The sequence below is a fragment of the Burkholderia sp. APQ4-4ca genome, from assembly GCF_057837105.1.
Window position 1 is genome coordinate 17,333 of record NZ_JBYQCG010000001.1, and the last position, 14,630, is coordinate 31,962.

The window sequence follows — 14,630 nt, forward strand, 5'->3', positions numbered from 1 at the left end:
ATGACGCAGCAAATCACGATGACGGCGGCAGACTTGATGACCGATCCGCGCAACGACGACAAGAACCTGTGGGTAGGCTGGGACGAATATCACCGTCTGATCGAACTGCTCGCGCTTCAGGTGCACGCCTCGGGCTGGAAGTTCGACCAGATCCTGTGCCTCGCGCGCGGCGGCCTGCGCGTCGGCGACCAGTTGTCGCGCATCTATGACGTTCCGCTGGCGATCCTCGCGACGAGTTCGTACCGGGAAGCAGCCGGCACCGAGCAGGGCGAGCTCGACATCGCGCAGTACATCACGATGACGCGCGGCCATCTCGCGGGCAACGTGCTGCTGGTCGACGATCTCGTCGATTCGGGCGTCACGCTCGCGCGCGTGCAGGAGCACCTGAAGGAGCGCTATCCGGCGGTCACGGCCGTGCGTTCGGCCGTGCTCTGGTACAAGGGGTGCTCGAAGGTCAAGCCCGACTATCACACGCAGTTCCTGCCGACGAATCCGTGGATTCATCAGCCGTTCGAGGAGTGGGACACGGTTCGTCCGCACAACCTCGAGGCGTGGATCAAGCGCGGTCGCGCTCAGCGCGACGGTTCGGGCGCGTAAGCGCCGGCCGATCGAAGGACAGCCTTGTACGGCGCCGCTTGCGGCGCCGTTTTTCGTTGGCGCGCGGTGCGCCACGCGGTGCGCGGTGCGCACCCGATAGGCAGGGGGCGCGGCCCCGGCTATGATGGCTGCCCTGCCACAGGTCGCGTCGGATTGCATGCGTCACGTGGATCACGTGGTTCCACGGCAACACGGCAGGGCGGCGTTTCACGGGGGCGCGAGTAGAATAGCGCTCGTTTTGTCCGACCCGGACCCGATTATTACGCTTCATATGAACGACACGACCCACGCGACCGACGCCGCCCATTCGCCGCATTCGACGCAACAACACTCGATGCGGGCGCTAGCGATAGCAGCCATCGGCGTCGTGTTCGGCGACATCGGCACCAGCCCGCTGTATGCGCTGAAGGAGGCGTTCAGCCCCGCGCACGGCATTCCGCTGACCGAAGCGTCGATTCTCGGCGTGATCTCGCTGCTGTTCTGGGCCATCGTGCTGGTGGTCGGCGTCAAATACCTGCTGTTCGTGATGCGGGCGGACAACAACGGCGAAGGCGGCGTGCTCGCGCTGATGGCGCTGTCGCTGCGGCCGCTAGACTCCAAAACCCGGGTCGCGGGCGCGCTGATGGCGCTCGGGATATTCGGCGCGTGCATGTTCTACGGGGACGCGGTGATCACGCCGGCGATTTCCGTGATGTCGGCCGTCGAAGGTCTCGAGATCGCGACGCCGCACCTGTCCCATCTCGTGCTGCCGATCACGATCGTGATCCTGATCGCGCTGTTCTGGATCCAGCGGCACGGCACCGCGCTGGTCGGCAAGCTGTTCGGCCCGATCATGGTGCTGTGGTTCGTCGTGATCGCGGCGCTCGGCGTGTACCACATCATGCGCGTGCCGGGCATCATCGCGGCGATCAATCCGTATTACGCGGCGTCGTTCATGGCCGACCACCTGCTGCAGGCCTACGTCGTACTCGGCTCGGTCGTGCTGGTGCTGACCGGCGCGGAAGCGCTCTACGCGGACATGGGCCACTTCGGTGCAAAGCCGATCCGGTACGCCGCGTACGGGCTCGTGATGCCGTCGCTCGTGCTGAACTACTTCGGCCAGGGCGCGCTGCTGATCCAGAATCCGAAAGCGATCGAAAACCCGTTCTTCCTGCTGGCGCCCGAATGGGGGCTGCTGCCGCTCGTCGTGCTGTCGACGGTCGCGACCGTGATCGCGTCGCAGGCCGTGATCTCGGGCGCGTATTCGCTGACGTCGCAGGCGATCCAGCTCGGCTACGTGCCGCGCATGAAGGTGCTGCATACGTCCGAACTCGCGATCGGCCAGATCTACGTGCCGGTCGTGAACTGGCTGCTGCTGTTCGTGATCCTCTGTATCGTCGTCGGTTTCAAGAGTTCGGACAACCTCGCGGCCGCGTACGGCATCGCGGTGACGGCGACGATGGTGATCACGACCGTGCTCGCGTGCGTCGTGATGGTCAAGGTATGGAACTGGAACCGGCTGTTGGTCGGCGCGATCATTGCGGTGTTCCTCGCGATCGACCTCGGCTTTTTCGGCGCGAACCTGCTGAAGGTCGCGCAGGGCGGCTGGCTGCCGCTCGGTATCGGCGCGCTGCTGTTCTTCCTGCTAATGACCTGGTACAAGGGGCGCCACATCGTCAAGGAACGCACGGCGGCCGACGGTATCCCGCTCGAGCCGTTCCTGCAGGGGCTGCTCGCGCATCCGCCGCACCGCGTGTCGGGCACCGCGATCTACCTGACCGGCAACGACAAGCTCGTGCCCGTCAGCCTGCTGCACAACCTGAAGCACAACAAGGTGTTGCACGAGCGGACCATTTTCCTGACGTTCGTCACGCGCGACATTCCGTACGTGCGCGACGACAAGCGCCTGAGCTCGCGCGATGCGGGTGGCGGCCTGTACATCGTCAAGGCCGAGTACGGCTTCAACGAGACGCCGGACGTGAAGGCCGTGCTCGAGGAATTCGGCCGCACGCATGACATGACGTTCGAACTGATGGACACCTCGTTCTTCCTCGCGCGCGAAACGGTGGTGCCGACGCATCTGCCCGGCATGTCGATCTGGCGCGAACGCGTGTTTGCGTGGATGCATCAGAACGCAGCGAAACCGACCGACTTCTTCTCGATTCCGGCGAACCGCGTCGTCGAGCTCGGCACCAAGATCGAGATCTGACGGACGCGGTGGGGCCGCCCATGCGGTGGCCATGCCGAGCGGGCCGCGCGCTTCGCCGAAGCAATAAAAGACCCGCCTTTCGGCGGGTTTTTTGTGCGTCGACGCTTCGCGTGCTCAGCGTTTCAGCTTCGCGAATGCGGCGGCCATCGCGCCGGCCGGTTCCGGCTCGCGCGAACGCTGCGGGCGGGCGGCGCCGCGGCCCGCGTTGCCGCGATCCTGGCCGCCGCGCGGGGCCATGCCGGGCGCGGCCGCGTCGTCGTCGAGCCGCATCGTCAGCGCAATGCGCTGGCGCTTCACGTCGACGTCGATCACCTTCACCTTGACGACCTGGCCGGCCTTCACGACTTCGTGCGGATCCTTGATGAACTTCGTCGACATCGCGGACACGTGGACGAGACCGTCCTGGTGCACGCCGATATCCACGAACGCGCCGAATGCGGCGACGTTCGTCACGACGCCTTCGAGCGTCATGCCCGGCACGAGATCCGACACCTTTTCGACGCCTTCGCGGAACGTGGCCGTCTTGAATTCCGGGCGCGGATCGCGGCCCGGCTTCTCCAGTTCGGCCAGGATGTCGCGCACGGTCGGCAGGCCGAAACGTTCGTCAACAAATTCCGCCGGAGACAAACCCGACAGCGCTTCGCGGTTGCCGAGCACGTCGTCGATGCGCTTGTTGATCTTCGCGAGCATCCGTTCGACGACCGGATACGCTTCCGGGTGCACCGACGAGCGGTCGAGCGGATTCTCGCCGCCGTTGATGCGCAGGAAGCCGGCGGCCTGTTCGAAGGTCTTGTCGCCGAGGCGCGGCACCTTGCGCAAATGCTCGCGCGACGGGAACGGGCCGTTCGCATCGCGGTAGTCGACGATGTTGCGCGCGAGCGTCGCGTTCAGGCCCGACACACGGGCGAGTAGCGGGGCCGACGCCGTGTTCGCGTCGACGCCGACCGCGTTCACGCAATCCTCGACGACCGCGTCGAGCGAGCGGGCGAGTTCGCGCTGGTTCACGTCGTGCTGGTACTGGCCGACGCCGATCGCCTTCGGCTCGATCTTCACGAGCTCGGCGAGCGGGTCCTGCAGGCGGCGGGCGATCGACACGGCGCCGCGCAGCGACACGTCGAGTTCGGGGAATTCCTTCGCGGCGAGCTCGGACGCCGAGTAGACCGACGCGCCGGCCTCCGACACGACGATTTTCTGCAGCCGCAGCTCCGGGTGTTTCGCGATCAATTCGCTCGCGAGCTTGTCGGTCTCCCGCGACGCGGTGCCGTTGCCGATGCTGATCAGCTCGGCCTGCGTCTGCGCGGCGATGCGCGCGAGTTTCGCGATCGAGCCGTCCCAGTCGCGGCGCGGCTCGTGCGGGTAGATCGTGTCGGTCGCGAGCACCTTGCCGGTGCGGTCGACGACCGCGACCTTCACGCCCGTGCGCAGGCCCGGGTCGAGGCCGATCACGGCCTTCGGGCCGGCCGGCGCGGCGAGCAGCAGGTCGTTCAGGTTGCGTGCGAACACGCGGATCGCTTCGGTTTCGGCCGTTTCGCGCAACTGCGTGAGCAGTTCGTTTTCGATATGCGGCTGCACCTTCACGCGCCAGCACCAGCGGCAGACGTCGGACAGCCATTTGTCGGCCGGCCGGTTCTGGTTCGCGATGCCGAAATGGCGCGCGATCATCGCCTCGCCGGGGTGCGGCACCTGCGCGTCGAGTTCTTCGCCGAGGCCGAGCTTGATCGTCAGCACGCCGGCGTTGCGGCCGCGGAACAGCGCGAGCGCGCGGTGCGACGGCACGGTCTTGATCGTTTCCGCGTAGTCGTAATAGTCGCGGAATTTCTCGCCTTCCTCGTTTTCCTTGCCCTCGACGACGGCCGACGACACGACGCCTTGGCTGTGCAGGTAGTCGCGCAGCTTGCCGAGCAGCTCCGCCGTCTCGCCGAACTGCTCGGACAGGATGTCGCGCGCGCCGTCGAGCGCGGCCTTCACGTCGGCGACGCCCTTGTCGGCGTCGACATAGGCGGCCGCCTCGGCCTGCGGGTCGAGCAGCGGGTTCGCGAGCAACGCCTGCGCGAGCGGCTCGAGGCCGGCCTCGCGGGCGATCTGCGCACGGGTGCGGCGCTTCGGCTTGTACGGCAGATAAAGGTCCTCGAGCACCTGCTTGCTGTCGGCCGCGTCGATCGCGGCACGCAGTTCGTCGGTCAGCTTGCCCTGTTCGTCGATGCTCGACAGGATCGCGGCGCGGCGATCCTCGAGCTCGCGCAGGTACAGGAGGCGTTCCTCGAGCTGGCGCAGCTGCGTGTCGTCCAGGTTGCCGGTCACTTCCTTGCGGTACCGGGCAATGAACGGAACGGTCGAGCCTTCGTCGAGGAGTTGCACGGCCGCCGCGACCTGGCGCGGCTGGACGGACAGTTCGGTGGCGATGCGCTGTACGATCTTGAGTGCTACGGTTTCCGTCATGTCGTGGATGGTCTGTCTGCCTGCTGAAATCGCGGCGCGGGCCGGCCGGCCGGAAGCCGCGGGCTGCCCGGCGGGCCCGGCGAGGCCGGAGGCCGCGGGTGAATGAAGCGGGGCATTTTGCCATAAATGGCGGAGCGTCCAGCCGGGGGTGATAGAATTTGACACATGTCCCGCAGCTTTCCTACGACGTTGCCAACTTCCCGTATTTCTCTCGTCGCGCTCGGCGCAGCGCTCGCCGCGGCTTTGTCTGCCGGGCCTTCCGGCGCATTCGCGCAGGCCTCGGACGCCGCCGCGTCCGCGTCCGTTGCCGCCTCGGCCGCCCCGGATTTCGACGCCCGTCAAAAAGTGCTCAATCAACGCTCCGCAGAAAACGATTATCGTTATGCGGTGGCGGAGCACGATTGCTATAGCAAGTTCTTCGTCAATCACTGTCTCGGCAAGGCGCGCGACCAGATGCGCGAGGAGCGGGCGAGCATCCGCCAGGAGCAGCTCGCGCTCAACGACGAGCAGCGTGCGGTGCGGGCGCAGCAGCGCGACCAGCAGCAGGCGCTGAAGCAGGCCCAGAACGCGGCGGAAGCACCGCAGCGGGCGGCGAACGACGCGGCCAACGCGGCTGCATTCCGCGACAAGCAGGAGCAGAATGCACTGAAGCAGGCGCAGCGCGGCGCGGAAGGGCCGCAACGTGCGGCGAGCAAGCAGGCATACGACCAGAAGCAGGCGGATTTCCAGCGCAAGCTCGACCAGGCGCGCCAACAGGCGGCGCAGAAGGCGCAGGAGCGGGCGGACAACGCCACGCGCTACGAGCAGAAGCAGAAGGAAGCCGCGCAGCACAAGGCCGATGTCGAGCGGCGTCAGCAGGAAGCGGCCGAGAAGGCCAAACAGCAGCAACAGCAGGGGCAGTAACGTGTTGAATTGATCGGGATCAGTCTCGGGCGCGTCGGCATGCCGGCCGTCGCGCTGCTTCGATGAGGAGGCAAGTATGCAAAACCGTCACACGGAACAGCAGCAGGAATTGCACAACCGTTTGGCTGCATTGCAGGAGCAGCACCAGCAGCTCGCTCGGGAGATCGAGCTGAAGGAAGGACACTCCGACATCGACGACATCACGCTGCACCGCCTGAAGAAGGAAAAGCTGGCGGCCAAGGACAAAATCATTTTGCTGCAATCGCAGCTCGAACCGGATAAGCGCGCCTGAGCGCGGCCTGGCAAGCGCCGGCGCCGCCCGGGCGCTGGACACAGGAACGCTTGCCTTGAATTCACCGCTTGAAGCCACCCCCGATGCCCGGCGTGACACGACGTCCGCCGGGCGCGCTCGTGCGCCCGAAGGCACCTTCGAGCTGAGCCGCAAGCGCGTCGACGAACTCGACACGATCTTCGGCGAAGGCGGGTTGCTGGCGCGCGCGCTCGACGGCTATCGGCCGCGCACGTCGCAGATCGAGATGGCGCGCGCGGTCGCGTCCGCGATGGAAGCGTCGGCGCGACGGATGCCCGAGCCCGAGATCTTCGAAACCCGCAAGCGGCCGGCGCGCCGCTTGGGCGACGCCGACAAGCCGGCCGGGCCGGCCGCGGAGGATGCCGCGGCAACCGAGTCCGACGGCGACGCCGGCGACAACACGCTGATCGTCGAGGCCGGCACGGGCACCGGCAAGACCTACGCGTATCTGGTGCCCGCGATGCTGTGGGGCGGCAAGGTGATCGTGTCGACCGGCACGAAGCACCTGCAGGACCAGCTGTTCCAGCGCGACATCCCGACCGTGCGCAACGCGCTCGCGGTGCCGGTGACGGTCGCGATGCTCAAGGGCCGCGCCAACTACCTGTGCCACTACTACCTGCAACGCACGGCCGACAACGGCCGGCTGCCGTCGCGGCAGGATACGGCCTATCTGCAGGAAATCGTCCGCTTCGCGAAAATCACGAAGAGCGGCGACAAGGCCGAACTCGCGAGCGTGCCGGAAAACGCGCCCGTGTGGTCGATGGTCACGTCGACGCGCGACAACTGCCTCGGCCAGGAATGCCCGCACTACAAGGAATGTTTCGTGATGCAGGCGCGGCGCGAGGCCCAGCAGGCCGACGTCGTCGTCGTCAACCATCACCTGTTCTTCGCGGACATCATGCTGCGCGACACGGGGATGGCCGAACTGCTGCCGAACGCGAACACGATCATCTTCGACGAAGCGCATCAGTTGCCGGAGACGGCGACGCTGTTCTTCGGCGAGACGCTGTCGACGACGCAGATCCTCGAGCTCGCGCGCGACACGGTGGCCGAAGGCCTGAGCCATGCGCGCGACGCGGTCGAGTGGGTGAAGCTCGGCGGCGATCTCGAGCGCGCGGCGCGCGACTTGCGCCTCGCGTTCGCGAACGACCAGATCGTGCGCATGTCGCTCGCGCAGCTCGGCGACGATCACCCGATGTTCGGTGCGCTCGACGCGCTCGACGTTGCGCTCGACGCGCTCGCATCGGCGCTCGCGGGCCAGGCCGAGCGCGCGGAATCGCTCGGCGCGTGCTTGCGGCGCGCCCGCGAGCTGCAAGACCTGCTGGCCGGCTGGGTCGCGCCCGGCGCGGCGGAAGCGGCCGCGAAGGCCGATGCGGCGGCAGCCGGCGACAAGGCGGCCGCCGACGGCGATCCGAACGAGAAGGTGCGCTGGGTCGAAGTGTTCGCGCATACCGTGCAGCTGCATGAAACGCCGCTGTCGGTCGCGCCGATTTTCGCGAAGCAGCGGGCGGGCGTGCCGCGTGCATGGGTGTTTACGTCGGCCACGCTGTCGGTGCGCGGCGATTTCACGCACTACGCGGCGCAGATGGGCCTCAGCTCGCGTCGTTCGATGACGCTCGCCAGCCCGTTCGATTACCAGTCGCAAGGGTTGCTGTATGTGCCGCGCAACCTGCCGCAGCCGTCGTCGCCGGCGTTTACCGATGCCGTCTTCGATGCCGCGCTGCCCGCGATCGAGGCATCCGGCGGCGGCGTGTTCATGCTGTGCACGACGCTGCGCGCGGTCGACCGGATCGCGTCGAAGCTGCGCGACGTGATCGAATCGCGCGGCTGGAACACGCCGCTGCTCGTGCAAGGTGACGCAAGCCGCACCGAGCTGCTCGACCGCTTCCGCGCGTACGGCAATGCGATCCTGGTGGGCAGCCAGAGCTTCTGGGAAGGCGTTGACGTGCGCGGCGATGCGTTGTCGCTGGTCGTGATCGACAAGCTGCCGTTCGCGCCGCCGGACGATCCGGTGCTGGCCGCGCGGCTCGACGCATTGACGAAGAAGGGGCTGAGCCCGTTCGCCGTGCACCAGTTGCCGCAGGCCGTGATCACGCTGAAGCAGGGCGCGGGCCGGCTGATTCGTGCGGAGACGGATCGCGGCGTGCTGATGATCTGCGACACGCGGCTCGTCGACAAGCCTTACGGGCGCCGGATCTGGCAAAGCCTGCCGCCGTTCAAGCGCACGCGCGAGATCGCGGTCGTGCAGGATTTCTTCGACGAGCATCGCTCGGGCAAGCACGCGTGACCGCACACGCGGCGCGGCGCATGAATGCCCCGGCGCCGCCCGAATGCGGTGCCAATAAAAAACCCGGCTCGATGGCCGGGTTTTTTGCATGCGCAACGGGTGTTACATCGCGCCGTGTTTCAGAACTGCCACCACGACTTCTTCGTACCGGGGCGCGCATGGCCGGTCACGTACGGGCTGTCGGGGAACGTGCCCGCGAGCACGCGCTTCGTGTCCTCGGCGAGTTCCGGCTGGTTCAGCTTGCCGTACGACAGGATCATGATGTGCAGCGCATCCTCTATCGCCGGCGCGCCCTTGTAGTCCTTGATCGCGAGTTGCGCGCGGTTGATGGCCGCGACATACGCGCCACGACGGTAGTAGTAGTCGGCCGCGTGCACTTCGTGCGATGCCAGCGCGTTGACGATGTAGCGCATCCGTGCAGCCGCGTCGGGCGCGTATTTGCTCTTCGGGAAGCGGTCGACGACGACCTTGAACGCATCGTACGATTCGCGCAGCGCCTGCGGATCGCGCTCGCTCATGTCCTGGCCGGAGAAGCGCCCGAACAGGCCGAGATCGTCGTTGAAGTGGATCATCCCCTTCAGGTAGTACGCGTACGGGATATCCGGATGATCGGGGTGGAGCTGGATGAAGCGATCGACGGCCTGGTCGGCGGCTGCCGCTTCGTTGTCCTTCCAGTTGCAGTATGCAACGTTGATCTGCGCTTGCTGCGCGAAATGGCCGAACGGATCGCGGCCTTGCAGCGATTCGAAATATTTCGCGCACTTGCCCCAGTCGCCGCCGGACAGTGCGTCCTGGGCCTCTGAGTATAATTTGTTGTTCGACCAGGTAGCCGTCTCGTCCTGCTTCTGCGGCAAGCCGTGGCAGCCGGCGATGAGGGCCGCGGCCGCTACCGCCGCAGCCCGGGCGGCGACGGTTCTGGCCGTGCGTTTGGTCGAATTCATCATGCTCGCATGTCCTAGCTTCAAGTCTCGGTGACCCAGTCTAAATGACCCGTTCAAGTTCGCAGAATGCCCAGCCGGGCACACCAAATCGCGAAGATTATAGCCCAAGCGATCGGCCCGCCGACGCTGCGTCGGGGGATTCCCTCGATGACGATCTGGCCGGCGACGCATTGCAGCCGCCCGTGGTGCCGTCCGCGGCGGGCGACGATGCGCCGCGCGTCGTCGAAGTGCCGCTGTCGCTCGCGGGCGAACGCCTCGACAAGGCGCTCGCCCAACTGTTCCCCGAATTCTCGCGCAGCCGCCTGCAGAGCTGGATCGAGGCGCAGCGCGTGCTCGTCGACGGCGCGCCGGCGAAGATCCGCCAGCCGGTGCCGCTCGGCGCGAAGATCCAGCTCGTGCCCGATCTGCTGCCCGAGCAGCTCGCGTTCACGCCGGAGCCCGTGCCGCTCGACGTGATCTACGAGGACGACGCGCTCGTCGTCATCAACAAGCCGGCCGGTCTCGTCGTCCATCCGGCCGCCGGCAACTGGAGCGGCACGATCCTCAACGGTCTGCTGCATCGTTACGGCGACGCGGCGGCCGGCCTGCCGCGCGCGGGGATCGTCCACCGGCTCGACAAGGAAACCTCCGGCCTGATGGTCGTGGCGCGCACGCTGGCCGCGCAGACGGACCTCGTGCGCCAGCTGCAGGCCCGCACGGTGAAGCGCCGCTATTTCGCGCTGGTGTGGGGCACGATGCCCGAGGCGGGCACGATCGACGCGCCGATCGGCCGCGATCCGCGCGAACGCACGCGCATGGCCGTCGTCACCGGCGCGTCGGGCAAGCCCGCGCGCACGCATTTCCGCACGGTTGACACATGCCTGTGGCAACGTCAGCCGGTGTCGGCGATTCAGTGCGATCTCGAGACCGGCCGCACGCACCAGATCCGCGTGCACTGCGCGCACGCCGGGCACCCGCTGCTCGGCGATCCCGTCTACGGGCGCGCGCGCGGCAAGCGCTCGGTCGCGCCGCTGCCGGACGGATTCGCGCGACAGGCGCTGCATGCGTGGCGGCTCGGCCTCGTGCATCCGGTCACGGGCAAGGCGATGCAGTGGCGCTGCCCGCTGCCGGACGACATGAACGCATTGGTCGCGGCGCTCGGTTTCGGGCAGGGCGACGAGGAATTCGACGACGACGACGGTGTCTACGACGATGACGATTTCGGCGGCGAGTATCACGACGACGAACCGTACCTGGACGATGAGGAGGAGTGAGTGCCGATGACGAACCTGGCGCCGTTGACGTGGCAGGACTGCGTGCAGCCCGACTGGCAGGTGTCGCCGCGCGTGCGCGCGCTGATCACGACGCGCGACGGCGGTGTGAGCGAAGGCCCGTACGGGCGTTGGCGGGACGGTGCCGCGCTGCCGGGCGGAATGAATCTCGGTCTGCATACCGGTGACGATCCCGACCATGTCGCCGTCAATCGCGCGCGCATGCTGGCGCTCGCCGGCCAGTCGAGCGCCGCGTGGCTCGAGCAGGTTCACGGTGCGCAGATCGTGCAGGCGGATGAGGTGATCGCCGCTGCGCCCGCTGCAACGGCGCCGCTGCGGGCCGACGCGAGCGTCACGAACCGGCCGGGCGCCGTCTGCGTGGTGATGGTGGCCGATTGCCTGCCCGTGCTGCTGTGCGATGCGCAGGGCCGTGCGGTCGGCGCCGCGCATGCGGGCTGGCGCGGGCTTGCGGCCGGCATCGTCGAGCAGACGGCGGCGCGCGTCGCGGCGCTGGCGGGCGGCGCGACGCGCGCGCTCCATGCGTATCTCGGGCCGGCGATCGGCCCGCAGGCGTTCGAGGTCGGCGCCGACGTGCGCGATGCGTTTCTCGACACGGCCCCGCAGTCGGAGCATGATGAAACCCGTCATGCGTTCGTCGCGATCGACGGCGCGCCCGGCAAGTTTCTCGCCGATCTCCATGCGCTCGCACGCTTGCGACTCGCGCGTGCCGGCGTGGCGCACGTGAGCGGCGGGACCGCGTGCACGGTCGCCGACCGCGCGCGCTTCTATTCGTACCGGCGCGACCGTGTGACGGGCCGCATGGCCGCGGCAATCTGGCTGGCCGATTGACGGCATGCGCATGCGTGCGCGGTTTTGTTGCGCCGCGAAATCGGGTTATCTCGATATTGAGGCGGCAATGCGGCGCTGCATGCGCGACTGAATGAAAAATCCCGGAGTCAAGCCATACAAAATGTTTTATGTTTCGCCGGAACCCTTGTCCCGTCTGTTGCGCGCGGATTATCTCCGTGTAGAAATGTTCAGTGGTTTGATCGTGCGCTTCACATGGGGAAAACGATAATGATAAAAATACCGCACTGCGGCAGAATCTGGAGACGCCTCTCCAGAGCATGACGGCCCGGCTCGCAGCCGGCACGCCGCGCGCGAGCAGGATTTCACGATTGACGCTCACGAATCACCGGTAAGGCAGGTAATGACAGCATCGAAAAATTCGTCGACGTCCGCGCATGCGGGCACTTCCGCAGGCAGCGCCGGTTTCGATCCGGCCGCCCAGCCGATGCAGCAGATGTTCGAGTCGTGGTTGAACGCGTGGCGCGGTTTTGCCGATCCGGCGCGCGCCGCGACGGCATCGGCCTCCGTCAATCCGTTCGCGACATTCCAGTTCCCGACGTCGTTTCCGTTCCAGATGCCGTCGATGCCCGACTTCGGCGCGATGACGTCGCCATTCGCGGGGCTGAAGCTGCCGGTGGCTGCGATTCCGCCCGAACGGCTCCAGGCATTGCAGGCCGACTACGCGCGCGATTGCATGACGCTGATGCAGCAGGCGGCCGCCGCGAAGCTCGAGTCACCGGAATTGAAAGACCGTCGCTTCAGCGGCGACGCGTGGAAGGCGTCGCCCGCGCATGCGTTCGCGGCCGCGTGGTATCTGCTCAACGCGCGTTACCTGCAGGAGCTGGCCGACGCGCTGCAGACCGATCCGAAGACGCGCGAGCGCATCCGCTTCACGGTCCAGCAATGGACGGCCGCCGCCGCGCCGAGCAACTTCCTCGCACTCAATCCCGACGCACAGAAATCGATCCTCGAAACGCAGGGCGAAAGCCTGCGGCAGGGGATGATGAACCTGCTCGGCGACCTGCAGCGCGGCAAGATTTCGCAGACCGACGAATCGCAGTTCGTGGTCGGCAAGAATCTCGGGTGTACCGAAGGCGCGGTCGTGTACGAGAACGACCTGATCCAGCTGATCCAGTACACGCCGAAGACGGACAAGGTGTTCGAGCGGCCGCTGCTGATCGTCCCGCCGTGCATCAACAAGTTCTACATCCTCGACCTGCAACCCGAGAATTCGCTCGTCGCACACGCGCTGTCGAGCGGCCATCAGGTGTTCCTCGTGTCGTGGCGCAACGCGGACGCATCGGTCGCGCACAAGACGTGGGACGACTACATGAACGAAGGGCTGCTCGCGGCGATCGACGCGGTGCAGCAGGTCAGCGGCCGCGAGCAGATCAACACGCTCGGCTTTTGCGTCGGCGGCACGATGCTCGCGACCGCGCTCGCGGTGCTCGCCGCGCGCGGCGAACATCCGGCCGCATCGATGACGCTGCTCACCGCGATGCTGGATTTCACCGATACGGGCATTCTCGACGTATTCGTCGACGAGGCGCACGTGCAGATGCGCGAGCAGACCATCGGCGGCAAGAACGGTACGCAACCGGGCCTGATGCGCGGCGTCGAGTTCGCGAATACGTTCTCGTTCCTGCGGCCGAACGATCTCGTGTGGAACTACGTCGTCGACAACTACCTGAAGGGCCGCACGCCCGCGCCGTTCGACCTGCTGTACTGGAACAGCGATTCGACGAGCCTGCCGGGCCCGATGTACGCGTGGTACCTGCGCCATACCTATCTCGAAAACAAGCTGCGCGAACCGGGTGCGCTGACCGTGTGCGGCGAATCGGTCGACCTGTCGCTGATCGACGTGCCGACCTTCATCTACGGTTCGCGCGAGGATCACATCGTGCCGTGGCAGACGGCCTACGCGTCGACGTCGATCCTGTCGGGCCCGTTGAAGTTCGTGCTCGGCGCATCGGGGCACATCGCGGGCGTGATCAATCCGCCGGCGAAGAAGAAGCGCAGCTACTGGGTCAACGACGACCTGCCCGAATCCGCGGACGACTGGTTCGCCGCGGCGACCGAGCAGCCGGGAAGCTGGTGGACGACGTGGGTCGAGTGGCTGGACGCGTACGGCGGCCGCAAGGTCGCGCCGCCGGCCCAGGCGGGTTCCGCGCAATTCCCGGTGATCGAGCCGGCGCCCGGGCGCTACGTATTGCAGCGCGATTGACGAAAGCCGGACAGCGGCGCACGCTGTCCGGCGCACCGCAGTTTTTTTAACAGGGCCGGTAACGATGCGCCGTGTCGTGCGGGCCTGGAGGAAAGGGAAATGACGGATGTAGTGATCGTATCGGCCGCGCGGACCGCGGTCGGCAAATTCGGCGGCTCGCTCGCGAAGATCGCGGCGCCGGAACTGGGCGCGACGGTGATCCGCGCGGTGCTGGAGCGCTCGGGCGTGAAGCCCGAGCAGGTCAGCGAAGTGATCATGGGCCAGGTGCTGACGGCCGGCTCCGGGCAGAACCCGGCGCGGCAGTCGCTGATCAAGGCAGGGCTGCCGAGCGCCGTGCCGGGCATGACGATCAACAAGGTGTGCGGCTCGGGCCTGAAGGCCGTGATGCTGGCGGCGAACGCGATCGTCGCGGGCGACGCGGAGATCGTGATCGCGGGCGGCCAGGAGAACATGAGCGCGGCGCCGCACGTGCTGCCGGGCTCGCGCGACGGGTTCCGGATGGGCGACGCGAAGCTGGTCGACACGATGATCGTCGACGGGCTGTGGGACGTGTACAACCAGTACCACATGGGCATCACGGCGGAGAACGTCGCGAAGGAATACGGGATCACGCGCGAAGAGCAGGACGCGTTCGCGGCGCTG

The 14,630-nt window shown here is 66.9% G+C and carries 11 protein-coding genes; 9 read left to right on the plus strand and 2 right to left on the minus strand.

Going from position 1 to position 14,630, the window contains the following annotated elements:
* Both AC3IFE_RS00090 and AC3IFE_RS00095 read left to right on the plus strand, forming a co-directional pair.
* The gene (locus AC3IFE_RS00090) at positions 1 to 597 is read left to right on the plus strand and encodes a phosphoribosyltransferase (RefSeq protein ID WP_006478688.1); all 597 of its coding nucleotides are present in this window, start codon (positions 1 to 3) and stop codon (positions 595 to 597) included.
* Positions 598 to 868: 271 nt separating this feature from the next.
* On the plus strand, positions 869 to 2,785 hold the full coding sequence (locus AC3IFE_RS00095) for a potassium transporter Kup (protein WP_089467566.1): 1,917 nt from the start codon (positions 869 to 871) through the stop codon (positions 2,783 to 2,785).
* Positions 2,786 to 2,899: 114 nt separating this feature from the next.
* Here AC3IFE_RS00095 and AC3IFE_RS00100 read toward each other — a convergent pair whose 3' ends face one another.
* Positions 2,900 to 5,224: a Tex family protein gene (locus tag AC3IFE_RS00100; protein WP_089467565.1), complete on the minus strand. Its 2,325-nt coding sequence runs from the start codon at positions 5,222 to 5,224 to the stop codon at positions 2,900 to 2,902.
* Between the two features lie 165 nt (positions 5,225 to 5,389).
* Here AC3IFE_RS00100 and AC3IFE_RS00105 point away from each other — a divergent pair, with 165 nt between their 5' ends.
* The 3 genes from AC3IFE_RS00105 to yoaA all read left to right on the plus strand — a co-directional run bounded on the left by AC3IFE_RS00105 (position 5,390) and on the right by yoaA (position 8,724).
* The gene (locus AC3IFE_RS00105; protein WP_089467564.1) at positions 5,390 to 6,127 is read left to right on the plus strand and encodes a hypothetical protein; all 738 of its coding nucleotides are present in this window, start codon (positions 5,390 to 5,392) and stop codon (positions 6,125 to 6,127) included.
* A gap of 76 nt (positions 6,128 to 6,203) precedes the next feature.
* Complete coding sequence (locus AC3IFE_RS00110; protein ID WP_006478692.1) at positions 6,204 to 6,419, plus strand: HP1242/YdcH family protein; 216 nt, start codon at positions 6,204 to 6,206, stop codon at positions 6,417 to 6,419.
* 55 nt (positions 6,420 to 6,474) lie between these two features.
* Positions 6,475 to 8,724 (plus strand): DNA repair helicase YoaA, encoded by a 2,250-nt coding sequence (gene yoaA, locus AC3IFE_RS00115; RefSeq protein ID WP_489189196.1) that lies wholly within the window; start codon positions 6,475 to 6,477, stop codon positions 8,722 to 8,724.
* A gap of 119 nt (positions 8,725 to 8,843) precedes the next feature.
* Here yoaA and AC3IFE_RS00120 read toward each other — a convergent pair whose 3' ends face one another.
* Positions 8,844 to 9,668, minus strand: a complete 825-nt coding sequence (locus AC3IFE_RS00120; protein ID WP_089467562.1) for an outer membrane protein assembly factor BamD — start codon at positions 9,666 to 9,668, stop codon at positions 8,844 to 8,846.
* Between the two features lie 41 nt (positions 9,669 to 9,709).
* Between AC3IFE_RS00120 and AC3IFE_RS00125 the strand changes: the two genes are divergently transcribed.
* From AC3IFE_RS00125 to AC3IFE_RS00140, 4 genes are all read left to right on the plus strand, one after another.
* Positions 9,710 to 10,918 (plus strand): RluA family pseudouridine synthase, encoded by a 1,209-nt coding sequence (locus AC3IFE_RS00125; protein ID WP_489189197.1) that lies wholly within the window; start codon positions 9,710 to 9,712, stop codon positions 10,916 to 10,918.
* Positions 10,919 to 10,924: 6 nt separating this feature from the next.
* Positions 10,925 to 11,764, plus strand: coding sequence for a peptidoglycan editing factor PgeF (gene pgeF, locus AC3IFE_RS00130; RefSeq protein ID WP_489189198.1), 840 nt, complete (start codon positions 10,925 to 10,927; stop codon positions 11,762 to 11,764).
* A 361-nt stretch (positions 11,765 to 12,125) separates the two neighbouring features.
* The gene (gene phaC, locus AC3IFE_RS00135) at positions 12,126 to 13,988 is read left to right on the plus strand and encodes a class I poly(R)-hydroxyalkanoic acid synthase (protein ID WP_489189199.1); all 1,863 of its coding nucleotides are present in this window, start codon (positions 12,126 to 12,128) and stop codon (positions 13,986 to 13,988) included.
* 99 nt (positions 13,989 to 14,087) lie between these two features.
* The coding region (locus tag AC3IFE_RS00140; protein ID WP_489189200.1) for a thiolase family protein at positions 14,088 to 14,630 on the plus strand (543 nt) is incomplete at its 3' end.

What these genes read in the sequence shown, in the direction of transcription:
- AC3IFE_RS00090 (WP_006478688.1), top strand. Translation starts at nt 1, where the DNA reads ATGACGCAGCAAATCACGATGACGGCGGCAGACTTGATGACCGATCCG.
- AC3IFE_RS00095 (WP_089467566.1), top strand. Translation starts at nt 869, where the DNA reads ATGAACGACACGACCCACGCGACCGACGCCGCCCATTCGCCGCATTCG.
- AC3IFE_RS00100 (WP_089467565.1), bottom strand. Translation starts at nt 5,224, where the DNA reads ATGACGGAAACCGTAGCACTCAAGATCGTACAGCGCATCGCCACCGAA.
- AC3IFE_RS00105 (WP_089467564.1), top strand. Translation starts at nt 5,390, where the DNA reads ATGTCCCGCAGCTTTCCTACGACGTTGCCAACTTCCCGTATTTCTCTC.
- AC3IFE_RS00110 (WP_006478692.1), top strand. Translation starts at nt 6,204, where the DNA reads ATGCAAAACCGTCACACGGAACAGCAGCAGGAATTGCACAACCGTTTG.
- AC3IFE_RS00120 (WP_089467562.1), bottom strand. Translation starts at nt 9,668, where the DNA reads ATGATGAATTCGACCAAACGCACGGCCAGAACCGTCGCCGCCCGGGCT.
- AC3IFE_RS00125 (WP_489189197.1), top strand. Translation starts at nt 9,710, where the DNA reads ATGACCCGTTCAAGTTCGCAGAATGCCCAGCCGGGCACACCAAATCGC.
- pgeF (WP_489189198.1), top strand. Translation starts at nt 10,925, where the DNA reads ATGACGAACCTGGCGCCGTTGACGTGGCAGGACTGCGTGCAGCCCGAC.
- phaC (WP_489189199.1), top strand. Translation starts at nt 12,126, where the DNA reads ATGACAGCATCGAAAAATTCGTCGACGTCCGCGCATGCGGGCACTTCC.